This window comes from Streptomyces sp. NPDC127595 (assembly GCF_042671685.1).
Lineage (GTDB): Bacteria > Actinomycetota > Actinomycetes > Streptomycetales > Streptomycetaceae > Streptomyces.
This window is the reverse complement of the sequence record NZ_JBHXWK010000004.1, coordinates 577,178-600,981: the sequence shown is the minus strand read 5'-3', so window position 1 is coordinate 600,981 and position 23,804 is coordinate 577,178. Positions and strand designations below refer to the sequence as shown.

Annotated in this window: 27 protein-coding genes and 2 pseudogenes; 14 read left to right on the top strand and 15 right to left on the bottom strand. The window is 69.4% G+C overall.

What is annotated here, in order from left to right; all coding sequences use genetic code 11:
* Nucleotides 1–104 precede the first annotated feature (104 nt).
* A complete protein-coding gene (locus ACFVKT_RS16835) occupies nucleotides 105–365 on the bottom strand; it encodes a UBP-type zinc finger domain-containing protein (RefSeq protein ID WP_385732024.1) in 261 nt (86 codons plus the stop codon).
* A 62-nt stretch (nucleotides 366–427) separates the two neighbouring features.
* On the opposite strand from ACFVKT_RS16835, the gene ACFVKT_RS16830 reads away from it, so the two are divergent.
* A complete protein-coding gene (locus tag ACFVKT_RS16830; protein WP_385732022.1) occupies nucleotides 428–2,023 on the top strand; it encodes a Na+/H+ antiporter in 1,596 nt (531 codons plus the stop codon).
* Nucleotides 2,024–2,045: 22 nt separating this feature from the next.
* On the opposite strand, the gene ACFVKT_RS16825 is transcribed toward ACFVKT_RS16830, so the two are convergent.
* The 3 genes from ACFVKT_RS16825 to ACFVKT_RS16815 all read right to left on the bottom strand — a co-directional run bounded on the left by ACFVKT_RS16825 (nucleotide 2,046) and on the right by ACFVKT_RS16815 (nucleotide 4,445).
* Nucleotides 2,046–3,041: a 1-aminocyclopropane-1-carboxylate deaminase/D-cysteine desulfhydrase gene (locus ACFVKT_RS16825; RefSeq protein ID WP_385732020.1), complete on the bottom strand. Its 996-nt coding sequence runs from the start codon at nucleotides 3,039–3,041 to the stop codon at nucleotides 2,046–2,048.
* A gap of 405 nt (nucleotides 3,042–3,446) precedes the next feature.
* Nucleotides 3,447–4,037 (bottom strand): N-acetylmuramoyl-L-alanine amidase, encoded by a 591-nt coding sequence (locus tag ACFVKT_RS16820; protein WP_385732018.1) that lies wholly within the window; start codon nucleotides 4,035–4,037, stop codon nucleotides 3,447–3,449.
* A gap of 174 nt (nucleotides 4,038–4,211) precedes the next feature.
* The gene (locus tag ACFVKT_RS16815) at nucleotides 4,212–4,445 is read right to left on the bottom strand and encodes a hypothetical protein (RefSeq protein ID WP_385732016.1); all 234 of its coding nucleotides are present in this window, start codon (nucleotides 4,443–4,445) and stop codon (nucleotides 4,212–4,214) included.
* 256 nt (nucleotides 4,446–4,701) lie between these two features.
* On the opposite strand from ACFVKT_RS16815, the gene ACFVKT_RS16810 reads away from it, so the two are divergent.
* Together ACFVKT_RS16810 and ACFVKT_RS16805 are read left to right on the top strand one after the other, a co-directional pair.
* Nucleotides 4,702–6,108 carry a family 2B encapsulin nanocompartment shell protein gene (locus ACFVKT_RS16810; protein WP_385732014.1) on the top strand — a complete coding sequence of 469 codons (1,407 nt, stop codon included), beginning with the start codon at nucleotides 4,702–4,704 and terminating at the stop codon, nucleotides 6,106–6,108.
* 116 nt (nucleotides 6,109–6,224) lie between these two features.
* Entirely contained in the window at nucleotides 6,225–7,313 is a 1,089-nt protein-coding gene (locus ACFVKT_RS16805; RefSeq protein WP_385732012.1) for a family 2 encapsulin nanocompartment cargo protein polyprenyl transferase, read from the top strand.
* A 500-nt stretch (nucleotides 7,314–7,813) separates the two neighbouring features.
* Here ACFVKT_RS16805 and ACFVKT_RS16800 read toward each other — a convergent pair.
* Nucleotides 7,814–7,990: pseudogene (locus ACFVKT_RS16800) on the bottom strand (TetR/AcrR family transcriptional regulator); the annotation flags it as partial.
* Between ACFVKT_RS16800 and ACFVKT_RS16795 the strand changes: the two are divergent.
* The 5 genes and pseudogenes from ACFVKT_RS16795 to ACFVKT_RS16775 form a co-directional block, all read left to right on the top strand.
* Nucleotides 7,985–8,415 (top strand): annotated as a pseudogene (locus ACFVKT_RS16795) (dihydrofolate reductase family protein); the annotation flags it as partial. The pseudogenes ACFVKT_RS16800 and ACFVKT_RS16795 sit on opposite strands and share 6 nt — an antisense overlap.
* 26 nt (nucleotides 8,416–8,441) lie before the next feature.
* Nucleotides 8,442–8,645, top strand: coding sequence for a hypothetical protein (locus ACFVKT_RS16790; protein WP_385732010.1), 204 nt, complete (start codon nucleotides 8,442–8,444; stop codon nucleotides 8,643–8,645).
* Between the two features lie 106 nt (nucleotides 8,646–8,751).
* Complete coding sequence (locus ACFVKT_RS16785) at nucleotides 8,752–9,165, top strand: YciI family protein (RefSeq protein ID WP_385732008.1); 414 nt, start codon at nucleotides 8,752–8,754, stop codon at nucleotides 9,163–9,165.
* A gap of 5 nt (nucleotides 9,166–9,170) precedes the next feature.
* Nucleotides 9,171–10,412, top strand: coding sequence for an RNA polymerase sigma factor (locus tag ACFVKT_RS16780; protein WP_385732006.1), 1,242 nt, complete (start codon nucleotides 9,171–9,173; stop codon nucleotides 10,410–10,412).
* A 9-nt stretch (nucleotides 10,413–10,421) separates the two neighbouring features.
* Entirely contained in the window at nucleotides 10,422–10,760 is a 339-nt protein-coding gene (locus ACFVKT_RS16775) for a DUF952 domain-containing protein (protein ID WP_385732004.1), read from the top strand.
* A 7-nt stretch (nucleotides 10,761–10,767) separates the two neighbouring features.
* On the opposite strand, the gene ACFVKT_RS16770 is transcribed toward ACFVKT_RS16775, so the two are convergent.
* The 6 genes from ACFVKT_RS16770 to sodN all read right to left on the bottom strand — a co-directional run bounded on the left by ACFVKT_RS16770 (nucleotide 10,768) and on the right by sodN (nucleotide 14,917).
* Nucleotides 10,768–11,547: a VOC family protein gene (locus tag ACFVKT_RS16770; protein ID WP_385732002.1), complete on the bottom strand. Its 780-nt coding sequence runs from the start codon at nucleotides 11,545–11,547 to the stop codon at nucleotides 10,768–10,770.
* On the bottom strand, nucleotides 11,544–12,383 hold the full coding sequence (locus ACFVKT_RS16765) for a hypothetical protein (RefSeq protein ID WP_385731999.1): 840 nt from the start codon (nucleotides 12,381–12,383) through the stop codon (nucleotides 11,544–11,546). The genes ACFVKT_RS16770 and ACFVKT_RS16765 overlap by 4 nt, the downstream gene beginning before the upstream one ends.
* Nucleotides 12,384–12,455: 72 nt before the next feature.
* Entirely contained in the window at nucleotides 12,456–12,890 is a 435-nt protein-coding gene (locus ACFVKT_RS16760) for a VOC family protein (protein WP_385731997.1), read from the bottom strand.
* A 129-nt stretch (nucleotides 12,891–13,019) separates the two neighbouring features.
* Nucleotides 13,020–13,400: a helix-turn-helix transcriptional regulator gene (locus ACFVKT_RS16755; RefSeq protein WP_385732147.1), complete on the bottom strand. Its 381-nt coding sequence runs from the start codon at nucleotides 13,398–13,400 to the stop codon at nucleotides 13,020–13,022.
* A gap of 285 nt (nucleotides 13,401–13,685) precedes the next feature.
* On the bottom strand, nucleotides 13,686–14,306 hold the full coding sequence (locus ACFVKT_RS16750; protein ID WP_385731995.1) for a hypothetical protein: 621 nt from the start codon (nucleotides 14,304–14,306) through the stop codon (nucleotides 13,686–13,688).
* 215 nt (nucleotides 14,307–14,521) lie between these two features.
* Nucleotides 14,522–14,917, bottom strand: coding sequence for a superoxide dismutase, Ni (gene sodN, locus ACFVKT_RS16745; protein WP_384382597.1), 396 nt, complete (start codon nucleotides 14,915–14,917; stop codon nucleotides 14,522–14,524).
* Between the two features lie 145 nt (nucleotides 14,918–15,062).
* Here sodN and sodX point away from each other — a divergent pair, with 145 nt between their 5' ends.
* A complete protein-coding gene (sodX, locus tag ACFVKT_RS16740; RefSeq protein WP_385732145.1) occupies nucleotides 15,063–15,497 on the top strand; it encodes a nickel-type superoxide dismutase maturation protease in 435 nt (144 codons plus the stop codon).
* Here the strand turns inward: sodX and ACFVKT_RS16735 are convergent.
* On the bottom strand, nucleotides 15,401–16,030 hold the full coding sequence (locus tag ACFVKT_RS16735; RefSeq protein ID WP_385731993.1) for a CGNR zinc finger domain-containing protein: 630 nt from the start codon (nucleotides 16,028–16,030) through the stop codon (nucleotides 15,401–15,403). The two genes, sodX and ACFVKT_RS16735, sit on opposite strands and share 97 nt — an antisense overlap.
* 115 nt (nucleotides 16,031–16,145) lie before the next feature.
* Here ACFVKT_RS16735 and ACFVKT_RS16730 point away from each other — a divergent pair, with 115 nt between their 5' ends.
* Nucleotides 16,146–16,904 (top strand): class I SAM-dependent methyltransferase, encoded by a 759-nt coding sequence (locus tag ACFVKT_RS16730; RefSeq protein WP_385731991.1) that lies wholly within the window; start codon nucleotides 16,146–16,148, stop codon nucleotides 16,902–16,904.
* A 234-nt stretch (nucleotides 16,905–17,138) separates the two neighbouring features.
* On the opposite strand, the gene ACFVKT_RS16725 is transcribed toward ACFVKT_RS16730, so the two are convergent.
* The 3 genes from ACFVKT_RS16725 to ACFVKT_RS16715 are packed head-to-tail and all read right to left on the bottom strand — an operon-like array spanning nucleotide 17,139 to nucleotide 19,850.
* Nucleotides 17,139–17,900 carry an amino acid ABC transporter ATP-binding protein gene (locus ACFVKT_RS16725; RefSeq protein ID WP_385731990.1) on the bottom strand — a complete coding sequence of 254 codons (762 nt, stop codon included), beginning with the start codon at nucleotides 17,898–17,900 and terminating at the stop codon, nucleotides 17,139–17,141.
* Nucleotides 17,897–18,862, bottom strand: a complete 966-nt coding sequence (locus tag ACFVKT_RS16720) for an amino acid ABC transporter permease (RefSeq protein ID WP_385731988.1) — start codon at nucleotides 18,860–18,862, stop codon at nucleotides 17,897–17,899. The genes ACFVKT_RS16725 and ACFVKT_RS16720 overlap by 4 nt, the downstream gene beginning before the upstream one ends.
* 28 nt (nucleotides 18,863–18,890) lie before the next feature.
* Nucleotides 18,891–19,850, bottom strand: a complete 960-nt coding sequence (locus tag ACFVKT_RS16715) for an ABC transporter substrate-binding protein (protein ID WP_385731986.1) — start codon at nucleotides 19,848–19,850, stop codon at nucleotides 18,891–18,893.
* Between the two features lie 539 nt (nucleotides 19,851–20,389).
* On the opposite strand from ACFVKT_RS16715, the gene ACFVKT_RS16710 reads away from it, so the two are divergent.
* From ACFVKT_RS16710 to ACFVKT_RS16695, 4 genes are all read left to right on the top strand, one after another.
* Complete coding sequence (locus ACFVKT_RS16710) at nucleotides 20,390–21,664, top strand: NADP-dependent malic enzyme (protein WP_385731984.1); 1,275 nt, start codon at nucleotides 20,390–20,392, stop codon at nucleotides 21,662–21,664.
* A gap of 207 nt (nucleotides 21,665–21,871) precedes the next feature.
* Complete coding sequence (locus tag ACFVKT_RS16705; protein WP_385731982.1) at nucleotides 21,872–22,837, top strand: zinc-binding dehydrogenase; 966 nt, start codon at nucleotides 21,872–21,874, stop codon at nucleotides 22,835–22,837.
* 113 nt (nucleotides 22,838–22,950) lie between these two features.
* Entirely contained in the window at nucleotides 22,951–23,160 is a 210-nt protein-coding gene (locus tag ACFVKT_RS16700; protein WP_266832452.1) for an HTH domain-containing protein, read from the top strand.
* The gene (locus ACFVKT_RS16695) at nucleotides 23,160–23,744 is read left to right on the top strand and encodes a Clp protease N-terminal domain-containing protein (RefSeq protein ID WP_385731980.1); all 585 of its coding nucleotides are present in this window, start codon (nucleotides 23,160–23,162) and stop codon (nucleotides 23,742–23,744) included. The genes ACFVKT_RS16700 and ACFVKT_RS16695 overlap by 1 nt, the downstream gene beginning before the upstream one ends.
* Nucleotides 23,745–23,804: the final 60 nt, after the last annotated feature.

Sequence of the window (23,804 nt, the reverse complement as noted above, 5' to 3'; positions counted from 1 at the left end):
TGACGTACCCAGGCGTCAGACGGTCGAACCGTCCGGATCGCGGGTCACACGCGCATGTGATCCGCGACCCCTGCCAGTATGCCGTCGACGCGGCGGTCGACGGGTCATACGAGTACGTGGTCGACGAAGCACCAACGCCAGTTCTCACCGGGCTCGAAGGTGCGCATGATCGGGTGCCCGGTGTCCTTGAAGTGCTGCGTCGCATGCCGCAGCGGAGAGGAGTCGCAACAGCCGACGTGCCCGCACGAGAGACAGAGGCGAAGCTGCACGAAGTGCGTGCCGGCGGCAAGGCACTCCAGACAGGTCTCGCTCAGGGGCTCGGGCTCGAGGTGCGGCAGCGCGTCCGCGTGCGTGCACTGTTTCATGATTGCCAGGTTACGTCGGGTGTGCGGGAAGTCGCGCGAAAACAGAGGGCGGGCGGAAGACGATGCACATTTTGCCACTGCTGTTGCTGGTCGCGGGGAGCGCGGCATGTGCGGCGGCCGCACGCCGCACCCCGGTGCCGGCACCGCTGCTGCTTGTCACCGTGGGCCTGATGATCTCTTACGTCCCCGGGGTGCCCGACTACGAACTCGACCCCGACGTCGTGCTCCCGCTGCTGCTCCCCCCGCTGCTGTATACGGCGGCCACCGACAGCTCGTACCTCGATCTGCGGGCGCAACTGCGACCCGTCGCCCTGTTGTCCGTCGGCTACGTCCTCTTCGCGACCCTGGTAGTCGGCTGGGTCGCCTACCTGCTCGTGCCGAGCCTGCCGCTGACCGCGGCACTGGTCCTGGGGGCGGTGGTGGCGCCGCCGGACGCGGTCGCGGCCACGGCGGTGGCGCGCCGGGTGGGGCTGCCCTCGCGGATCACCACGATCCTCCAGGGCGAGTCCCTGGTGAATGACGCGACCGCGATCACCGCCTACAAGGTGGCCATCGCCGCGGCGATCGGCGAGGGCGCGACCTGGGCGGGCGGCATCGGCGAGTTCCTGCTCGCGGCGGTCGGCGGCGTCGCGGTCGGACTCCTGATGATGGTGCCGCTCCACTGGCTGCGCACGCACCTGAGGGAGGCACTTCTCCAGAACACCCTCTCCTTGTTGATCCCTTTCGTCGCCTACGGGGTCGCCGAGCAGGTGCACGCCTCCGGAGTGCTCGCCGTGGTCGTCGTCGCCCTCTATCTCGGACACCGCTCCTGGGAGGTCGATTTCGCGACCCGGCTCCAGGAGGAGGCGGTGTGGAAGATGGTCGCCTTCGTCCTGGAGTCGGCGGTGTTCGCGCTGATCGGGCTGCAACTGCCGGTCGTCCTCGAGGGGCTTGGGGACTACCAGGGTGTCGATGCCGCCTGGTACGCGGTGGCCCTCTTCCTCGTCGTGGTCGCGACCCGGTTCGTGTGGGTGTATCCAGCGACCTTTCTGCCACGCATTTTCTCGGCACGCATCCGGAAACGGGAGGAGAACCCCACCTGGAAGGGGCCCTTCGTCATCGGCTGGGCCGGGATGCGGGGTGTGGTCTCGCTCGCCATCGCGTTCTCGATCCCGCGCACCGTGCACGGCGGTGAGCCCTTTCCGGACCGTAACCTCATTCTCTTCCTGACCTTCACAACGGTGATCGGGACGCTGGTCGTGCAGGGGCTGACGCTGCCCCCGCTGATCCGCCTCCTGAAGCTGCCGGGGCGCGACGCGCAGAGCGAGACGCTCGCCGAGGCCAACGCCCAGGCGCAGGCGTCCCGGGCCGCCGAACAACGCCTGGAGGAACTCCTCGAGGACGAACGCAACGCCCTGCCCCCACCGCTCGCCGACCGCCTCCGCGCGGTCCTGGAGCGCCGCCGCAACGCCGTCTGGGAGCGTCTCGGCGCGGTCAACCCGGTGACCGGCGAAACCGCCGACGACACCTACCGCCGGCTCTCCCGCGAGATGATCGGCGCCGAGCGCGAGGTCTTCGTACGGCTGAGGGACCTCCGCTACATCGACGACGAGATGCTGCGCACGCTGCTGCGCAGGCTGGACCTGGAGGAGGCGGCGGCCTTCCGGGAGACGACCTGAGCGGTCACGTTGACTGCCTGATTCAAGAGAGCGGTGCTCCTGTGATCACGGCTGCCACCGTCGTCCCGCGCGAGAAGGCGCCCTCGTCGGCCAGAGCGACAAGTCCGTACAGCATCTTGGCGACATAGAGACGTTCGACGGACAGGCCGTGGCGTTGCTCGAAGTCCTCGGCGAAGGTGTCGAGTTCGGGGGCGGTACGGGCGTAGCCGCCGAAATGGAAGCGTTCGTCGAGGGACCAGTCGCCGCGGCGGGCGCCGAAGGCGGCGACTTGGAGGGCCTCTATCCCGGCGCTCAGGAAGTCGCCCTTGAGGACTGGTATGCCCAAGGCGCGCTGGTCAGGGGCGAGCCCGGCGGCCAGGCCCGCCAGCGTGCCGCCGGTGCCGCAGGGCAGGGCGACGACGTCGGCGTGGCCGCGCAGCTCCTCGCCGAGCGCCCGGCAGCCGCGTACGGCAAGGGAGTTGCTGCCGCCCTCGGGCACGACGTACCCGTTCTCGGCGCCCAGCGCGCTCAGGATCCAGGCGAGTGTCTCCGGCTCGGACTTTCGGCGGTACGTCGATCTGTCGACGAAGTGCAGTCGCATGCCGTCGGCCGCGCACCGTGCGAGTGAGGGGTTGAGGGGGCGCTCGGACAGCTCTTGGCCGCGGACCACGCCGATGGTGGGGAACCCGAGCAGGCGGCCGGCTGCCGCGGTGGCCCGCAGGTGGTTCGAGTACGCCCCGCCAAAAGTGACCACCGTACGGCCCGCCGCCGCTGCCAGGTTCAGGGCCAGCTTCCGCCATTTGTTGCCGACCAGCTCCGGGTGGATCAGATCGTCCCGCTTGAGCACCAGCCGGACACCGTGGCGGTCGAAGCGGTCGTCGACGACGTCCTGCGAAGGTGAGGGGAGGCGGGGGCGCAGGACATTGAGGTCGAGCGGCGCTGCTTGGGGGGTGTGGGGGGTCGTGGGGGCGCTGCCGGCGCTGGGGATGTTAGTGGCGGTGGGGAGAGTGGCGGCGGTGGGGATGTCCGGGCGGGTCACCCTGCCATTGTCGGACATGCGTCCGGGGTGGGCCCATTGCCCATTCGTCGATGCCGGGCCTTCGGGTGGCCTTGGCAGGCCGGTGGGCGGGGTGTGGGCTAGGTTTCTGGAGGGGGCGGCGGTGTGCGTGCCGGGCCTTGGGAGGGACCGGCGGTGTGTGAGCTGGGTTTCTTGAGGGGCCGACTGTGTGCGAGCCGGGGCTTGGGAAGGACCGGCGGTGTGCGGGCGGCGGGCGAGCCGGGTCCATGGGCGGTAGCGGCCGGTTCGGCCGGGTGACGGCCGCCAGGCGGGCACAGGACGGGACCGGGCGAAAACCGCGGTGTGGGGCCGGGCGGGCGGCAGCCCTTCCGGGGGTGTGCCGCCGACGGGCTTCGGGGATTTCAGGTGTCCCGCCCGGCGCCGCGGTCACTTCAGCCGGTCGCGCACGCGCTCCCTCATGGAGTCCATCGTGAAGCCACGGGGGTCGATCTTGCCCGGTTGCCATTCCAGGTGGCCGATCACCGAGCGCTCCGTCCAGCCGTGGTGGCGGCAGATCGCGGCGGCGACCCTCTCGATCGTGTCGAGCTGGGCTTCGGGCCAGGGGTCCTCGCCGTTGCCGAGGTTCTCGCACTCGAAGCCGTAGAAGTGGCGGTTGCCGTCGGTGTTCGCCTCGTTGTCCGGCGGGAGCCGCTTCTCCGCGATCACGGCGCGGAGTACCTCGTCGTCGCCCAGGCCCGCGTGGTTGGCCCGGCCGTAGCCCACGAGGTGGACGACGCCGTCCTTGGTGATGACGCCGTGGCACAGCGGCCCGGGCAGCTCCGCGTAGCCGTCGCGGCAGAGCTCGACGGTGCGCTCGCTGCCCGAGGTCACCGTGTGATGGATCATCACGCCGTACACCGGACCCCACGGGCCCTTGTGATTGCGGTTGTGGCGCTCCCAGTCGCCGACCTCGACGACGGTGACGCCCGCCTCCCTGAGCCGGTCCAGGAAACCGCTCGCGGACATGGGTGGGGCCATGACCGCCCTCCTTCGCGCTGAACGCCGACCACCTGTCGCGGCCGTCTCCTACCGCCGCTTTGTACTCGGAACCCGGGGGCAGGGCCCAGTCGTTCGCACGGTGTGCGAGCCGATCCGGTCAGTGACGTGCGGTGATGTCCGGCGGTGAGCCGTGGCGCGAAGAGCGGCCCGGGATCAGGCGTGCAGGAAGCTGTCTCCGTGCGTCGCGATGTGGCTCTCCACTGCCTGCAGAGCCTGCTGCGTCGCCTGCGGGGAGCCGCTGCCGCGCCGCTCCGCCAAGTACGCGGCGCCCAGCTTCTTCAGCAGGTCGCCGCCGGCGCGCTGTGCCTGCACGTCGTCGATCTTCTGCTTGCCCTGGGTGAGCCCTCGCTGTGCCTGTTCTTTGGCGCGGTCCAGAAAGCCAGCCATGCCGATTCCCGTCCTCGTACGTCGAAACATGAGCCGATACGTCGATCGAAGCATCGGTCACAGCGTCAAACGTTTGACCAGATCTTGAAGTTCCCGACCGGCACAACCGCGCACTGTTTCGACCCGCTGGCGAAAAGCGGCCACCATTGCCCACTCGCCGGTGATCCATTCCCCCTCATTCGTGTAATAGCACCGGCACGCTGCGTGATGGAAGGCTTGCTCCCGCAGATCAGTGCACAACGGGAGGGCAATATTCATGTCGGTAGGCGAAGAGGTCCGCGCGGGTCAGGGCAAGCCGCAGCAGAGTCTCGGCACATCCGCCGCGCGGAACCTGGCCACCACCACCAAGTCCGCACCCCAGATGCAGGAGATCAGCTCGCGCTGGCTGCTGCGGATGCTTCCTTGGGTGAACGTGCAGGGTGGCACGTACCGCGTGAACCGGCGGCTCAGCTACTCCGTGGGCGACGGCCGCGTGACATTCGTGAAGACCGGTGACCGCGTCCAGGTCATCCCGGCAGAGCTCGGCGAACTGCCTGTGCTGCGGTCGTACGAGGATCAGGAGGTGCTCGGCGAGCTCGCTCAGCGCTGCCAGCAGCGGGAGTTCGCACCGGGGGAGGTGCTCGTCTCGTTCGGCAGCCCGTCCGACGAGGTGTTCCTGCTCGCGCACGGCAAGGTGGAGAAGACCGGCACAGGTCCCTACGGGGACGACGCGGTCCTCGGCGTCCTCGCCGACGGCGCCTACTTCGGGGAGCAGGCGCTCATCGACCCGGACGCCATCTGGGAGTACACGGCCCGCGCGGTCACCGGGTGCACCGTGCTCACGCTGCCCCGCAACGACCTCGAACAGGTCGCGGAGCGATCCGAGTCCCTGCGTGACCACCTCCAGTCGCTGCGCGCGATTCCGGAACAACGCGCCAACAAGTACGGAGAGAGGGAGATCGACCTCGCGGCCGGCCACACCGGAGAGCCGGACATCCCCGGCACCTTCGTGGACTACGACGCGGCGCCCCGCGAGTACGAACTGAGCATCGCCCAGACCGTGCTGCGCCTCCACACGCGCGTGGCCGATCTCTACAACCAGCCGATGAACCAGACGGAGCAGCAACTGCGGCTCACCGTAGAGGCGTTGAAGGAGCGCCAGGAGGACGAGCTCATCAACAACCGGGAGTTCGGGCTGCTCAACAACTGCGAGTACGACCAGCGGTTCCAGCCGCACGACGGCGTACCCGGCCCCGACGACCTCGACGAACTGCTCAGCCGCAGGCGGGGCACCAAGCTCCTCCTCGCCCACCCGCGCGCGATCTCCGCGATCGGCCGCGAGCTCAACAAGCGCGGACTGGTGCCGGAGACCATCGAGATGGCCGGCAACCGCATCCCGACCTGGCGCGGGGTGCCGATCTTCCCGTGCAACAAGATCCCGGTCAGCGACGCCCGTACGACCTCGATCATCGCCCTGCGTACCGGCGAGGCCGAACAGGGTGTCATCGGACTCCAGCAGGCCGGTATCCCGGACGAGATCGAGCCGAGCCTGTCGGTGCGTTTCATGGGCATCAACGAACAGGCGATCATCTCCTACCTGGTGACGGCGTACTACTCGGCCGCGGTTCTCGTGCCCGACGCCCTGGGAATCCTGGAGAACGTCGAGATCGGCCGCTGGCGGTGACGACCCCCACGCCGGGTGTTGTGTCCCCGCCCGGCCGGCCGGGTAGACCCGGTAGACCGCCGGTGCAGCAGAGTCCGGCCGAGAGTCTCGACAGGCGGAGCCCCATCGGGAGGCCCATGGAGGAGCAGGTGCGGCCGAGGCCGCCGCGGGGGCCGGGGGCACCCCGCTCGGGCGAGGGCGAAAGCGGGGGAGGGCTGGAAGCGGCGGCGATCCTGGAGCGTGCCCGGGAGTTGGTCGACCCCGAGTTGCGCAGGGCCATCGATTCGCTGCCCGGCTCGATACGCCGGATCGCGCTCTACCACTTCGGCTGGGAGCACGCGGACGGCACACCCGCGGCGGGCAACGCGGGCAAGGCGATCAGGCCCGCGCTGGTGCTCACCGCGGTCCGGGCGCTCGGCGGACAGCACGCGAGTGCCGTACGGGCGGCCGCCGCGGTGGAGTTGATCCACAACTTCACGCTGCTGCACGACGACGTGATGGACCGGGACACCACCCGCAGGCACCGGCCCACCGCCTGGACCGTGTTCGGCGACGCCGACGCGATCCTCGCGGGGGACGCCTTGCAGGCGCTGGCTCAGCGGCTGCTCGCCGAGGACCCGCACCCGGCGTCCGCGGCGGCTGCCGCCCGGCTCGCGTCCTGTGTCGTCGAGCTGTGCGAGGGGCAGCATGCGGACACCGCCATGGAGAAGCGGGGCCCCGACGAGGTCACCCTCGATGAGTGCCTCGCCATGGCGGAGGCCAAGACGGGCGCGTTGCTCGGCTGTGCCTGCGCGTTGGGGGCTCTTTACGCGGGGGCTGGGGATGAGGACGTGGAGGCGTTGGACGCGTTCGGCCGGGAGGCCGGGCTCGCCTTTCAGCTGATCGACGATGTGATCGGGATCTGGGGGGATCCGAGTCGCACCGGCAAGGCCGCGGGGGCGGACCTCATCGCTCGTAAGAAATCGCTGCCTGTGGTGGCCGCGCTCGCCTCCGGCGGGGCTGCGGCGGCCGAGCTTGCCTCGCTGTACGGGGTTCCTTATCAGGAAGGGGAGTTGGAGCGGACGGTGCTGGCGGTTGAGCGGGCGGGGGGTCGGGACTGGGCGCAGGTCCAGGCGGCTGACCGGATGTCCCGGGCGATGGATGAGCTGGCACGGGCTGTGCCTGATCCCGAGGCTGCGGGTGGGCTTCTCGCGCTGGCGGAGTTCGTGACGCGGCGCAGCAACTGACGGCGTCGGCGGGGTGGGTGGAGGTGCCGGTGCCCGCCGGTGTCTTCCGGGTCGCCGTAGCGTCCGTAGCCCCCGGAGTTCCCGGTTTCGTGCGGCACCTGACCGCCGTACGGTTCCGGGCTCCGGGCGGGTCCCGCACATCCCCACGGTGTGCGGGGCCTGTTTTTTCGCCCCCTCCGCCCCTGCCCGTCCCGTTCCTGGGGGCTCTGCCCCCAGACCCCCGTTCGCCCGAAGGGCTCGTCCTCAAACGCCGGACGGGCTGAAAATCTCCCGCCCGGCCAGGGGGGAACGCCGGGCGGGCTGAAAATCCCTCGCCCGGTCGGGATGGAAACGCCGGACGGGCTGAAAATCTCCCGCCCGGCCAGGGGGGAACGCCGGGCGGGCTGAAAATCCCTCGCCCGGTGGGGGACGGAAACTCCGGACGGGCTGAAAGATCTCCCCCGGGGAAAGTGCTCGGCGAGAGACGCTCCGCGCACTCTCCGGGCCAGGCGCTCCCTGAGTCAGGTATCCGGCACGATCGTCGTGACGATTCGTTCCACCGGGTCATCCGGGACGGTGACCTCCGGGAGGACGCCGTCCAGGACGCCTGGGAGGGTCAGGTGTTCCAGGAGTAGGCCGAGCATGGCGAGGTAGAGGGCGGTGACGGGTTCGTCGCTGCCGGGGAGGCCGGGCGCCCGCTCGGTATGCACGACCTGGAGAACCGGAGGTTCGACACGATCATCCAGGGCCGTGCCAGCTACGACATCGCACTGGACCTCGGCGTCGCCAGCCCGTACGCGCATCTGCGTGAGTACGTCGCCTCGCGCAGCCTCAAGGAGTCGCCCGACCCGCATGTCGAGATCATCGCGGACGGCGTCGTCGGGAGGGTTCGCGAACTCAAGGCCGGGGACGGCGAGTTCGGCAGCTGTCTGTGCGGCGGCTCGCAGCTCGCGGGCGCGCTGGTCGGCGAGGTGGACGAGTCGGTCATCAGGACGTACCCGGTGGTGCTGGGTTCCGGCATGCCGATGTTCGGCTCCGGTTCGCCGTGGACGAGTACGCGCTCGACCAGGTCCGCGTGTTCAAGAACGGGGTGCTGGTGAGGACGTACAGCAGGAAGCGCTGAACGGCCTTCCGCAATACCCTGAAGACATGGGCACCGATGAGTACGTTTGTTCTGCTTGCGGGCAGCCGGTCGCCACGGTCGTGAAGAGGCACAAGACCCTGGGCGCGTGGGTTCCCGTGTGGGTACCCGGACCTTGCCGGGACCCCGAGTGCAAGGCGTATGCCGACGAAGCCGAGGAGGAGCCCCGGGCCGCCGCTCGGCCCGCGGATCCCGTGACGAAAAAAACCTGATCGAGTCCGCGCGGCCGTGTAGAGAAACGCGGGCCGGCTCCGACGTCCCCTGTGGAAGCCGCCCGACACGGGCGGTCCGAACCACGGAAACCGAAGGAGCGGACTCATGAAGTACCTGGTGATGGTGCAGGGATCGCAGGCCGACTACGAGGCCCAGCGGGGCAAGCCCTCCCCTGGGTCGCCGGTCTGGAGCGAGCAGGAGATGCAGGCCATGTTCGCCTTCATGGGCGCGATCAACAACGACCTCTCCGAGTCCGGGGAGCTGCTCGACGCCCAGGGTCTGGCCGAGCCCGACCGGACTCGGCGGGTCACGGCAGACAAGGACGGCAAGCCCGTCATCACCGACGGGCCCTACGGCGAGAGCAAGGAGCTGATGGCCGGCTTCTGGATTCTGGAGTGCGAGAGCCTGGAGCGGGTCACGGAGATCGCCGCGCGCGTCGCCCAGTGCCCCGTTCCCGACGGGGCCACCGAGTACCCGGTGGTGATCCGGCCGATCCTGGACGGCGCAGGGGACATCTGAGCCGTATGGGTCAGCCCCGTCGTACGACCGAGGTCGAGGACCTGCTGCGCAGACACGCGCCGGGGGCCCTCGGCGCGCTTCTGCGTCGTTTTGGGCATTTCGACGCCGCCGAGGACGCCGTACAGGAGGCGCTGCTCGCGGCGGCCGGGCAGTGGGGGCGTGACGGCGTGCCCGACAATCCGCGTGGCTGGCTGATCAAGGTCGCCTCGCGGCGCCTGACGGACGCCCTGCGCAGTGAGGAGGCGCGGCGGCTGCGGGAGGAGAAGGCGGCGGCGCTCACGCCCCGGGACGAGTTCCTGGCGCCGCCGCCGGGGGCGTCCCGGGCGCCGAGCGAGGACGACACCCTCTCCCTCCTCTTCCTCTGCTGCCACCCGGAGCTGACCCCGCCCGGCCAGATCGCGCTCACCCTGCGCGCCGTCGGCGGTCTGACGACGGCGGAGATCGCCCGGGCGTATCTCGTGCCCGAGGCGACGATGGCGCAGCGGATCAGCCGGGCGAAGCAGCGGGTGCGGGGGACGGGATTCGGGCGCCCGGACAACTGGGAGGAACGGCTGCCCGCCGTTCTCCACACGCTCTACCTGATCTTCAACGAGGGCTATACGGCGACCTCCGGAGCGGCCCTCCAACGGGCCGAACTCGCTGGCGAGGCCGTCCGGTTGACCCGTACGGTCCGCCGGCTCCTCCCCGAGGACGGCGAGGTGGCGGGGCTGCTGGCGCTGATGCTGCTGACCGACGCCCGGCGCGCCGCGCGCACCGGTTCGCACGGCGAACTGGTCCCGCTCGACGAACAGGACCGCGGTCTGTGGGACAAGGCGGCGATCGAGGAGGGCGTGGCGCTGGTGACGGAGGCATTGTCGGTGTCACGGGGGAGCGCGGGGCCGTATCAGCTACGGGCGGCCATCGCCGCCGTGCACGACGAGGCGCCGTCGGCGGACGCCACGGACTGGCGCGAGATCCTCGGCCTGTACGACATCCTGGTCCGCCGGGTCCCCGGGCCCGTCGAGCGTCTCAACCGGGTGGTGGCGGTGGCCATGGTGCACGGGCCCCGGGCGGGACTCCTTGAACTGGACGGGCTGGAGGGTGAGTCGGCGCTCGGGCATCGGCTCGACGCCGTCCGTGGTCATCTGCTGGAGCGTGCGGGGGACCCGGCGGGGGCCCGTGCCGCCTACGAGGCGGCGGCCGGGAAGACCCTCAGCCTTCCCGAACAGCGCTATTTGCAGGTGCGGGCCGCCCGCCTGGGACCGTAGCGTTCGGGTATGGCTGACGAACCCCTCCTTCACCTCACCGAACGCTCCCTGTGGGACGCGGCGCGCGCGTCCGGCGCGTACGAGATGTCCACCCGTGGCCGGACCCTCCAGGAGGTGGGCTTCATCCACTGCTCGCTGCCCCACCAACTCCCGGGCGTGGCAGCGTTCTTGTACGGCTCCTACGCCGGGCCCGACGAGCTGGTGGTCCTGGTGATCGACGCCGAACGGCTCGGCGTCCCCCTGCGCTACGAGGCCGTGGAGGCCGGGGGCGAGGAGTTCCCGCACATCTACGGGCCGCTTCCGGTGGAGGCCGTCGTGGACGTCGAGGTGTGGAACTCCGGCCGCTGACGGACCGCTACCGCAGGCCGCCCGTCTCGGGATCGCGGGGCGTCAGGCAGTACGTGCCGCCCGACGGGTCCCGCATCACCGCCCAGCGGGCGCCCCGCCCGAGCAGGGTCGCGCCGAGAAGCTCGTGGCGGATACGGACCGCGTCGATGTCCGAGCAGGCGATGTCGATGTGGGCGGAGGTGGGGCGGGCGGAGCCGAGGCGTTGCAGGAGGATGCGGAGGGGGAGCTCGGCGGGCGGCCTGACCACGTGGAACTCCGGGAGCGCGCCCGGGTCGGACTCCCATCCGGTGAGGGCGCTCCAGAAGACGATCTCCGCCTCGTACACGCCGGGCGCCAGGTCGATACACACCTGGTCGACACGGCTGGTCACACCGGACGGCCCCTTGACCACCGGAGGCCGCGTCGACTCCCCGTGCCACGGCACCGCGCAGAACAACTGCCCACCGGGGGACCGCAGTACGGCCCACCCTCCGTGGTCCGCGACGATCTCGGCACCCAGCCGCAGTGCCGCCTCCACCAGCGCGCGTACGTCCTCGACGGCGAGGTCGAGATGCGCGCCCCCGGCGCCCGGCCCCGAGCCCGCGACACCCTGCGCCTTCACGCAAGCGTCGGCGGCCCCCTCGGGCAGCAGGGTCACGAACTCGCCCCGGTCGCCGCGCCGTTCGGACAGCTTGGTGCGCGTGACCGCGGCCCAGAAGTCGCAGGCCGCCGCGAACTTCTTCATCGGCCGGTCGACAAAGGCATAGGTCCACCGGATCGGCTCTGTCAGCCGGATCGGCTCCGTCATGGTGTCTTCTCTCCGATCAGGCCGTGCAACGACGTTGTCACGCGCGCGACGAACGCGTCCCGCGCGGTGGGGGAGAGGGTGTCCAGGGACAGATACGGGTTGAGATCCTCCAGCTCGACGAGGAGGAGCTCACCGCCGCGTGCCCGGCAGGCGTCCACGCGCTGGATCCCGTACGCGATGTCGTTCCAGTCGATGAACCGCTGCGCGAACTCCCGGTCCCGCTCGGTCGGTTCGTAGGGTTCCAGGGCCCACCGCTCGTCCGGGCGGGGCGCGTACAGCGCGTACTGGAGGGTGTGGTCGACGAAGTAGAAGGACACCTCGTACTCGAAGTCGACGCGTGGCTGGACGAGGACGTCGCCGTACACCGCCGGGTCGGTGAGCCGTTCGCGGGGCACGAACTCCAGCCCTATGGAGTCCGCTCCCAGCTTCGGTTTCACCACGTACGTGTCGACGTCCCCGAGCCGGCCGAGGTCCTCCGCGCGGTCGACGGTGGGGATCACCGGATAACCCGCCGCCGTGAGCGCCAGCAGGTATCCCTTCCCCGCCATGTCGCCCTTGCCCGAGAGCTGGTTGTAGACGCGTACGCCCTCCGCGGCCGCCCGCTCGCGGAACGCGTCGTGGTGCGCCTGGTAGTTCAGGACCGGTCCGCTGTTGCGTACGACCACCGCGTCGAAGGAGTTCATCAGCGCGGCGGCGTCCAGCGGGTGGCACACGGCGATGTCGAACTCCTCGCGCAGCCGGGAGGTGAGGAAGATGTCCTCGTCGCAGTACCGGCGGCCCTTGGCCGGATAGGCCAGGTCACTGACGTACAGGATGCTGGGGCGCGCGGACGGCATGGACTCTCCCGTTGGTGGTGATCAGCCGATGGTAGGCCCCGCGCCTCCGGGACCGGGCCGTCCGCGCGTCGGTCAGGCGCCGGGGGTGCGTGTGTTGAAGCGGAGGAGGTTGCCCGCCGGGTCGCGGAAGGCGCAGTCGCGGACGCCGTAGGGCTGGTCCATGGGCTCCTGGAGGACTTCCGCGCCGGAGGCCTGGACGCGGTCGAAGAGGGCGTCGCAGTCCGGCGTCGAGAAGATCACGCCGCGCAGCATGCCCTTCGCCAGGAGTTCGGCCATCGCCTGCTTGTCGGCGGGGGAGGCGTTCGGGTCGGCCGCGGGGGGCTCCAGGACGATCTCCACGTCCGGTTGCAGCGGCGAGCCGACGGTGACCCAGCGCATTCCCTCGAATCCGACGTCGTTACGGACCTCCAGACCAAGGACGTCACGGTAGAACGCGAGCGCCTTGTCGTGGTCGTCCACGGCGATGAAGCACTGGGACAGTTTCAGGTCATCCACGGGTCCAGTCATGGGGGCCACGCTAGGGCCTGTCCGGCGAATCAGGTCGGAGGAAATCGGCGCCGCCGCGTTGACGCAGGTGGGCGGGGGTTGGTGCGCCGAGCTGCAAGCCCTCGTCACCAGCGTGCCGGGACAGCACGCCTAGGGGCGGGTGCCCGGTTCCGCCTCCGGGCTGCGGTGGCGGGCCGGGCGGGTGAGGCGCTGGGCCACGCAGGACGGGATCGGGGCGCCGTGCTCGTGCGGCCGTGCACGGTAGGCGCTCGGGGTCTCACCGACCAGCTCCGTGAAACGGGAGCTGAACGAACCGAGCGACGTACAGCCCACGGCGAAGCACACCTCTGTGACCGTCAGCTCGCCGCGGCGCAGGAGGGCCTTCGCGCGCTCGATCCTGCGGGTCATCAGATAGGTGTACGGCGTCTCGCCGAAGGCCGCCCGGAAGCTCCGCTGGAAATGGCCGGGCGACATCAGCGCGGTGCGCGCGAGCTCCGCCATCTCCAGCGGCTCCGCGTACTCCCGGTCCATCCGGTCCCGGGCCCGGCGCAGCCGGACCAGATCCTCCACCACAGTCACCTCACCAGGATGGCATGGGGGACTGACAGGAGGGACTGGCAGCGGGGTACTGACAGGGGGTGCCGAGCGGATCCGCATGGTCGTGGTCCTGCGCGCGCCGGTTCTGTCCGACGAGGAACCGACAACGTGGCCCCGTACCGAGGCAATGCCGCCGAGCAGGGCCGCCTGCGTATCACCTCGCGGGCAAGTCCCTTGCCACGCCGGCCCTTTCGATCCAGATCACCGGCCGGCCCGAACTCATTGCACCGCTGGGAACAGGTCGATGCCTTCGTCCGACACGTCGGTTGCCGAGCCGTACCGCTTCACCGGGACGACCCGCAGGATTTCACAGGGCCGTACGACCACGATCGTCACGGGCGACGCGAGGCCTCTCTCGAATGAGGTGTGTGCGGTGCGGGTGGGCTCCGTTCCGAGGGGGTGCTGCTGTTTCTCGATGCGAAGGTGGTCGACCGTTCCGCTCACCAGGAGTTCGTACACGCGGATGAGTTCGCCGTCGTCCTCGTATCCGCTGCGGCTGGTGGAGAGCCTGCATTCGGAGTCGGAGAGCACCGTTAACGTCGCGTTGGACATGGCTCGCCCGGATGGAGAGGCCTGCGTCGGGTCGAAGCCGGCGATGCCTCCCGAGAGGTGCTCCGCACGCGTCCAGCGCAGGTCCGCGTCCTTGGTGGAGTAGTACAGCTCGCTCGCGACGAACCCGTCGTTCCTGCGGTGCAGAAGGAGCACGAATCCGAGATCGCCGTCGGTCCAGACGTCAGCGACGGCAGGACCGCCACCGAGGTCCACGGCGGATCGGTCCATGGTCTTGGCGTCTGCGGCATGTGGTCCTCGCTCGAGAGCCGCCGTCGCGATGTCCGACATCGGTATTCTCATTCTCAGCCTTGATGAATTCCTTCGGGGGGATGGCCATGACCGTAGGGCAGGTCTGTCACCCCGCCCCGGGGCAGCGAAAAGGACCCGGCCGGTTCTCCGGCCGGGTCCTTCCGTACGCAAGGATCCTGCTGACCCGCGAGGGTGCACCGCTCGCCGGTCATGGTGAACTGACGTGGTGCCAGGTCTTTTGAACTGGCTTGACGTCAGGCCTTCTTCGTCTCCCAGAAGATCTTGTCGATCTGGGCGATGTAGTCGAGCGCCTTCTGGCCCGTCGCCGGGTCGGTGGACGCCTTGGCGGCCGAGAGGGCCTTCAGGGTGTCGTTGACGAGCTGGTGAAGCTCCGGGTACTTCTCGAAGTGCGGGGGCTTGAAGTAGTCGCTCCAGAGCACCGAGACGTGGTGCTTGGCGAGCTCGGCGCGCTGCTCCTTGATGACGGTGCCACGCGTCTGGAAGTGCGGGTCGTCGTTGGCGGCCAGCTTTTCCTGGACGGCCTTTACCGACTCCGCCTCGATGCGGGCCTGGGCAGGGTCGTACACACCGCAGGGCAGGTCGCAGTGCGCGCTGACCTTGACCTTGGGGGCAAACAGGCGGGAGAGCATGCTGCTGTCCTTCCTCGTGATCGTCTTCTCAGGTGGGACATTACTCCGTAGGAGACGGGTTTTCGCGAGTGCCCCCATGGGCTTAGGACAAAAGTCCAGGGTGAGACTGGGACTCGTGGAGGATAGGACCGGGGAGGTGCCGGTGATGCCGGAGCTGTCGCAGGAGACCGAACGTGGGAGGGCCGTCCTGCCGTTTGGGGCGGCGGAGGTGACGGGGCCGTCCATGGTGCCCACGCTGCGTCACGGGGATCGGCTCGTCGTGCAGTACGGGGCGCGGGTCGGGCCCGGGGACGTCGTCGTACTGCGGCATCCGTTCCAGCAGGACCTGCTCGTCGTGAAGCGGGTCGCGGAGCGGCGTGAGGGCGGCTGGTGGGTGCTCGGCGACAACGCGTACGCCGGCGGGGACAGCACCGACTACGGCACCGTGCCCGAGGAACTCGTCCTCGGGAAGGTGCGGTTCCGGTACCGCCCGCTGCGCAGGGATCAGCGGTCGCCACTCGCGCTGGCGCGCTGGGTGCTCGGCGCCGCCAGGCCCGTGCTGTCCGACCGGTCCGCCTCCAGACGCTTGCGGGCGCGGTAGGCGGCCACGTTGGCGCGGGTCGCGCAGCGGTCCGAGCAGTAGCGCCGGGAGCGGTTGGTGGAGGTGTCCAGGTAGGCGTTGCGGCAGGGCGCTGCCTCGCACAGACCCAGGCGGTCGACGCCGTACTCCGTCAGGTGGAAGGCCAGCCCCATCGCCGCGATCGCCGCGTAGCCCGCTGTCGCGTTCGACGGGTGGTCCGCCAGGTGCATGTGCCACAGCGGGCGCCCGTCGTCGTCCCGGTAGTCGTGCCCGGAGATCTGCGGGCTCACCGGGAACTCCAGCAGGAGTGAGTTCAGCAGGTCCACGGCCAGCGTCTCGTTGCCGCCGTCGGCCGCCTCGAAGACCGCGCGCAGCCGGGCCCGCACCGAGCGGAAGCGCGTGACGTCCGCGTCCGTGGTCCGGCGGGCCGCCGAGGAGTTGCCCCCGAAGAGGTCACGGACGGCGTCCACCGAGGTCAGCGAGTCCTTGCCCCGGAGCGGCTCCTCGCTGTTGACGAGGCGTACCGCGTAATCCGAGTAATAGGCCAGTTCCACTTGTAGTCCTTACGAGGGCGCTCTATCGTCGTGGATGCGGACAAGTAACAGATGACTGTGCTTCAAGGGTATTACGGGCAGTGCCGGTATCACGCGGCCGAGCGAAGGGGCTTTCATGACCACCACCACCGGAACCGACTGGGGAGCCTGGCAGGAGAGCTGGGACCGGCAGCAGGAGTGGTACATGCCGGACCGTGAGGAGCGTTTCCGGGTGATGCTCGACATGGTGGAGGCCCTGGCCGGACCCGCGCCGCGAGTCCTCGACCTGGCCTGCGGCACCGGAACCATCACCGCCCGGCTGTTCGACCGCCTCCCGGGCGCCACCAGCACCGGCGTGGACCTCGACCCCGCGCTGCTCACCATCGCCGAGGGCACCTTCGCGGGCGACAACCGGGTCACCTTCGTCACGGCCGACCTCAAGGATCCCCAGTGGCCCGCCCGGCTGCCGTACGACTCGTACGACGCCGTCCTGACCGCCACGGCCCTGCACTGGCTGCACAGCGAACCCCTCGCGGCCCTCTACGGTCAGATCGCGGACCTCGTCCGCGACGGCGGTGTCTTCATGAACGCCGACCACATGATCGACGAGACCACGCCCCGGATCAACGCGGCGGACCGCGCGCAGCGGCACGCCCGTATGGATCAGGCCAAGGCGAAAGGCGTCCTCGACTGGGCCGAATGGTGGCAGCTGGCCGCCCAGGACCCCGTCCTCGCCGCGCCGACCGCCCGCCGCTTCGAGATCTACGGCGAGCACGCCGACGGCGACACCCCGTCCCCCGACTGGCACGCGCGCGTACTGCGCGAGAAGGGCTTCGGGGAGGCCCGCCCCGTGTGGCGCTCGCCGTCGGACGCGCTGGTGCTCGCGGTCAAGTAGCCACTGCGGTACGGGGGCTCACCGAAAGACCCAAGTGGTCACTCCCGTACGGAGGCTCGCGGAAAGACCTAAGTGGCCACTCCGGTACGGAGGCTCGCGGAAAGACTCAAGTGGCCACTCCGGTACGGAGGCTCGCGGAAAGACCCAAGTGGCACTCCGGTACGGAGACTCGCGGCGACTCATGCCGAAAGGGGCGGTACGGATATCCCGTACCGCCCCTTTCCGTACGTATCGCTAGAGCACCTTCGAGAGGAACGACTGCGTCCGCTCGTGCTGCGGGTTCGTCAGTACGTCGCGGGGGTTGCCGGCCTCGACGACCACGCCGCCGTCCATGAAGACCAGGGAATCGCCCACCTCGCGGGCGAAGCCCATCTCGTGGGTGACGACGATCATCGTCATGCCGGATTCGGCGAGGTCGCGCATGACGTCGAGGACGTCACCGACGAGCTCCGGGTCGAGCGCCGAGGTGGGCTCGTCGAAGAGCATCAGCTTGGGGTCCATCGCCAGCGCGCGGGCGATGGCGACACGCTGCTGCTGGCCGCCGGAGAGCTGCGAGGGGTAGGTCTTCGCCTTGTCGGCCAGGCCCACCCGCTCCAGGAGCTGGCCCGCGCGCTCCCGCGCCTGGGACCTGCTGACGCCCTTCACCTGGACCGGCGCCTCCATGACGTTCTCGAGCGCGGTCATGTGCGGGAACAGGTTGAAGCGCTGGAACACCATTCCGATGTCCCGCCGCTTCAGTGCGACCTCGCTGTCCTTGAGCTCGTGCAGCTTGTCGCCCTTCTGGCGGTAGCCGACCAGCTCACCGTCGACGTACAGGCGCCCGGCGTTGATCTTCTCGAGGTGGTTGATGCACCGCAGGAAGGTCGACTTGCCGGAGCCGGACGGGCCGATGAGGCAGAACACCTCGCCGGTGTTCACCTCCAGGTCGATGCCCTTGAGGACCTGGACGGGGCCGAAGGACTTGTGCACGCCTTCGGACTTCACCATGGCGGTCACTTCGAGCCCCTTTCACTGCCGAGCGCGAGCAGGTTCGCCCTGATCTTCTGCCAGGGGGTGTCCGGCAGACTGCGGAGGGAGCCGCGCGCGTAGTACCGCTCCAGGTAGTACTGGAAGACGCTGAACACGCTGGTCATGGCCAGGTACCAGATCGAGGCGACGAAGAGCATCTCCATCACCGCGTACGACGTGGAACCGATCGCCGAGGTCGAGCGCAGCAACTCGTTGTACGTGACCGCGTACACCAGCGACGAGGTCTTCAGCATGTTGATGAACTCGTTGCCGGTCGGCGGCACGATGACGCGCATCGCCTGCGGAATGACGATCCGGCGCAGGGTCTTGGTGTGGCTCATGCCCAGCGCGTGCGAGGCCTCCGTCTGGCCCTCGTCGACGGCCAGCAGGCCGGCCCGGCAGATCTCGGCCATGTACGCGGCCTCGTTCAGGCCGAGGCCCAACAGCGCGCACATGAACGGGGTCATGACGTCCGTCATCTCGTCCTTGTAGATCGGACCGAGGTTGAGGACGGGGAAGATCAGCGCCAGGTTGAACCAGAGCAGGAGCTGGACGTAGACCGGGGTGCCGCGGAAGAACCAGATGTACAGCCAGGCGACGCTGCTGGTCACCGGGTTCTTCGAGAGCCGCATCACCGCGAGCACGATGCCGAGGACGACACCCACGATCATGGCGAGCACGCTGATCAGCAGCGTGCGGCCGGCGCCCTGGACGACGCTGGACACGAAGAGCTGGTCGCCGACCGTGTGCCACTGGATGTTGCCCTGCGAGAACGCGTAGATGAGAGCCGCGAGGAGCGCGATGACGATGATGCCGCTGGCCCACCGGCCGTAGTGCGGGACCGGAATCGCCTTGATGGCCTCCGGACCGCCCGCGGGCACCGGGGACGGCGAAACCGTCTCTCCCGGGGGCGGGTTGTCCGAGGGGGACTTGTCGAACTTGTCAGTCACGTGACTGCCCTTCAGTGGTGCGCCGGGCTCACTTGCCGCCGTTGATCGCGGACTTGTCGATCGCGCCCGACTCCGCGCCCCACTTCTCCAGCACCTTCTGGTAGGAACCGTCCGCGATGATCGCGTCGACGGCTTCCTTCAGGACATCGCGGAGCTCGGTGTTCTTCTTGCTCAGCACGATGCCGAACGGTCCGGCGTCGTACTGCTCGCCGACGACCTCGAACGCGTTGCCGTTGTCCGCCTTGCGGGACAGGTCCAGGGCCACCGGGTAGTCGTTGATGCCGGCCACGGCACCGCCGGACTTCACCCGGGTCTGGGCCTCGGTGTCGTTCTCGAAGGACTCGATGTCGATGGCCTTCTTGCCGCCGTCCGTACACTTCTTGGACTGGTCCTTGAGGGCCTCTTCGTACGTGGTGCCGCGCTGCACGGCGGCCGTCTTGCCGCACAGGTCCTCGATGCCGTTGACGCCCTCGGGGTTGCCCTTCTTGACGTAGATGGCCGTGCCCGCGACGAAGTAGTCGACGAAGTCGACGCCCTCACCGAGCTTCTTGCCACTGTCGTCCAGGCCCTCCTGGCGCTGCTTGTTGTCCGTGATGGACGACATCGCGATGTCGTAGCGACCGGAGTTGACGGCGGTGATCAGGCCGTCGAAGGAGCCCGAGGTGAAGGTGAACTTCACGCCGAGCTGCTTGGCGAGCGCGTCGGCGATGTCCGGGTCGACGCCGACGATCTTGCCGTTCTCCACCGACTCCATGGGGGCGTACTCGGCGTTCGTGCCGACCTTGATGACGCCCGCGTCCTGGATCGCCTTCGGCAGCTTGGAGAACAGCGGAGCGCTGTTGGCCGACTCCGAGGAGCTGTCGCCTCCGTCGTTGCCCGTCTGGTCGCCGCAGCCGGCGAGCAGCAGGGCCCCCGCGACCGCGATCGCACCGACCGCGGCTGTCCGGGAGCGCATGGCGGTCGTACGACGGGTGGAGCTTGCGGTCATGTTGGGTCCTCCGGCGGATGAGTGAGGTGCCGATGGGTCGACGAGAACACACACCTTCGGGTGTCGCGACCTTGTGTGATTACGGCATCTTGCCATTCGGACGTCGTCATTCAGACGACCAGCTATGTCAAAATCGGATAACGGGTGACCCCCGAGCCCCCCGAGGTGTGTACATCGCGGCCGGATCTTGTGCGGGAACTGATCCTTCTGACCGGAAGATCTTCTGTGCATCTCAGGATGCGAGTGACAGCGGCCCCCGCACATGCGGCGCCATGTGGGCAAATCCTGTACTTGTCCACATATTCGGCCATGAGTCATGTCACCGGCGTGTGATCTTCCCGCCATGGACTCGCCGTCCACGCCGTCGGTCCGGTAGGAAGGTTCTTTACACCCCTCATCCGGGGCTCAGGGCGCGTGTGCGGCGCGCCCGTCGCGTATCGCCCGTACGCAACCACGGCGGCTGGGCCTGCGCGGTGCCCGCCCACCCCTCAATCAGGAGTGGTCACCCTCAAACATGAAGACTTAAGGGGTAAAACAAAGTGGCAGCGGAGATTGTCAATCCTCGCACCGCGCTCAGTGGTGACAGCAGTGGCAGCAGCGCCAGCAGCATCGACGGCGGTACGGATCAGGAGCGTGCGGGCGAGCCCCTCGGCTCCTTCGATGCCTTCGACCCCGCGTTCGCGCTGCACCGCGGCGGCAAGATGGCCGTGCAGGCCACCGTGCCCGTCCGTGACAAGGACGACCTTTCCCTCGCGTACACGCCCGGCGTCGCCAAGGTGTGCAGCGCGATCGCCGAGCGTCCGGAACTAGTCCACGACTACACGTGGAAGTCGTCCGTCGTCGCTGTGGTGACGGACGGTACGGCCGTCCTCGGACTCGGGGACATCGGCCCCGAGGCCTCCCTTCCGGTGATGGAGGGGAAGGCGATCCTCTTCAAGCAGTTCGGCGGGGTCGACGCCGTGCCGATCGCGCTCGCCTGCACCGGCGTCGACGAGATCGTCGAGACGGTGGTCCGGCTGGCGCCCTCCTTCGGGGGAGTGAACCTGGAGGACATCTCCGCGCCCCGGTGCTTCGAGATCGAGCGGAAACTCCAGGAGCGGCTGGACATCCCGGTCTTCCATGACGACCAGCACGGGACCGCCGTCGTGACGCTGGCGGCCCTGCGGAACGCCGCGAAGCTGACCGGGCGTGAGCTGGGTGATCTGCGTGCGGTGATCTCCGGTGCGGGTGCGGCCGGTGTCGCCATCGCCAAGTTCCTGCTCGAGGCCGGGCTCGGGGATGTCGCAGTCACGGACCGCAAGGGTGTCGTCTCCGCGGACCGCGACGACCTGACGGACGTCAAGCGTGAGCTGGCCGCGATCACCAACAAGGCGGGCATCTCCGGTTCACTGGAGTCCGCTCTGTCCGGCGCGGACGTCTTCATCGGTGTCTCCGGCGGTACGGTGCCGGAGCCGGCGGTGGCTTCCATGGCCGAGGGCGCGTTCGTGTTCGCCATGGCCAACCCGAACCCCGAGGTGCATCCGGAGATCGCCCACAAGTACGCGGCTGTCGTCGCGACCGGGCGGTCTGACTTCCCGAACCAGATCAACAACGTGCTGGCGTTCCCCGGGATCTTCGCGGGTGCCCTTCAGGTGCGGGCCTCCCGGATCACCGAGGGGATGAAGATCGCGGCGGCCGAGGCGTTGGCTGCGGTGGTCGGGGACGACCTTGCCGCGGACTATGTGATTCCCTCGCCGTTCGACGAGCGGGTGGCTCCGGCGGTTACCGCCGCGGTGGCCGCGGCTGCTCGGGGGGAGGGTGTGGCTCGGCGCTGAGGTGGGGGTGGGGTGGGGCGTGAGGGGTTTTTCGCCCCCTCCGCCCCTTCCCGTCCCTTGTTTCTGGGGGCTCCGCCCGCAGACCTACGTGTCGCGCTGGACGCGCCCGTCCTCAAACGCCGGACGGGCTGAACTCCTCCGCTGCGGGACGTGTGTCACAGGCTGACGTGGTTCCGTCGGGCGGGGGCGGAGCCTATCGTCAAGGTCATGTTCGCTGCCTACGCCGCCCGAATCGACCGTGACCAGCCGCTCAACGGCCTGGAGTTGGGGGAGCGCCCGGCCCCCGAGGAGAGGCCCGGCTGGACGACCGTGAATGTACGGGCCGCTTCCCTCAACCACCACGACCTGTGGTCGCTGCGCGGGGTCGGCCTGGCCGAGGACAAGCTGCCGATGATCCTCGGCTGCGACGCCGCCGGGATCGACGAGGACGGAAACGAGGTCGTGCTGCACTCCGTCATCGGGCAGACCGGGCACGGCGTCGGCCCCAAGGAGCCCCGTTCCATCCTCACCGAGCGCTACCAGGGCACCTTCGCGGAGCGCGTCTCCGTGCCCGCGTGGAACGTACTGCCGAAGCCCAGGGAGCTGTCGTTCGCGGAGGCCGCCTGCCTGCCCACCGCCTGGCTGACGGCGTACCGGATGCTCTTCACCAATGCGGGCGTGCGCCCCGGCGACTCCGTGCTCGTGCAGGGTGCCGGGGGTGGCGTGGCGACGGCCGCGATCGTGCTGGGGAAGGCCGCGGGGCTGCGGATGTTCGCGACCAGCCGCGACGAGGCCAAGCGGAAGAGGGCCGTCGAGCTGGGGGCCGTGGAGGCGCTCGAATCCGGGGCTCGGCTGCCGCAGCGGGTCGACGCGGTGATCGAGACGGTGGGGGCCGCCACCTGGTCGCACTCCATCAAGTCGCTGCGGCCCGGCGGCACGCTGGTCATCTCGGGTGCCACCAGCGGCGACCGGCCCTCGCACGCCGAACTGACCCGCGTCTTCTTCCTCGAGCTCAAGATCGTCGGCTCGACGATGGGTACCAAGGACGAGCTGGAGGACCTGCTGTCGTTCTGCGCCGCCACCGGTGTGCGGCCCGTCATCGATGAGGTGCTGCCGCTCGACCGGGCCCGCGAGGGGTTCGAACGGCTGGAGTCCGGCGACCAGTTCGGGAAGATCGTTCTCACTGTGGACTGACGGTCGTGTGCGGGGGTTTCGGTTGTGGCGGCGGCGGGCTCGGCTTTCCCGGGTCCGCCGTTTGCTTGTCAACTTTGATTGACGGATACCGGGTGTCAATGTAGGTTGACATCATGACCGAAGCAACGGATCTTGCCGAGCGCGCGGGTGATCGCGATCCGCGCATCGGGCTGCGGGCGGTTTCCGCGCTGCGGAGGCTGTTGGAGCAGTTGGAAGCGGTGCAGGTGCGCAGTGCGCGCAATCAGGGCTGGTCGTGGCAGGAGATCGCCGCGGAACTCGGAGTGACCAGGCAGGCCGTGCACAAGAAGTACGGGAGGCAGTGATGTTCGAGCGGTTCACGAAGGACGCGCGGGCCGTGGTCGAGGGGGCGGTCGGCCATTGCGAACGGGCGGGGGAGGGGCGGGTCGAGGAAGCGCACATGCTGCTCGCGCTCCTTGACCGGGAAGGCAGCCGGGGCTCGTTCGTCCTGGCATCGCTCGGACTGGTGGGGAAGCGTGACTCGGTCGTACGGGAACTCGCCGAGGCGCGGCGGCGCGGTGGGCTCTCCCGCGCGGACGCCGAGGCCCTCTCGGGGCTCGGTATCGACCTCTCGGAGATCGTCTCCCGGGTGGAAGAGGCGCACGGGGTGGGCGCGTTGGAGTCGGGGCGGCGGGGTGCAGGTGGGCGCCGGTCGCGGCGGCCCGGCTTCGCTCAGGGGGCCAAGGACGCGCTCACCCGGTCCCTGCGGATCGCTGTCGCTCATCAGGACCGGCACATCGGTGACGAGCACCTTCTGATGGCGCTCGCCTCGCGGCCCGGCGTCCCCGCCGAGGTGCTGGCCGATCATGGGGTGACGTACGCGGGGGTTGTGCGGGTGCTGTACGGGGGCGGGGACGGGGGCTGGGGCGGGGAGGTCAAGGCGGGGTGAGGTGTGGGCGGAGGGGCAGCTTCGCGCCCCGTCCGCCCCTGCCCGTCCCTGCCCGTCCCG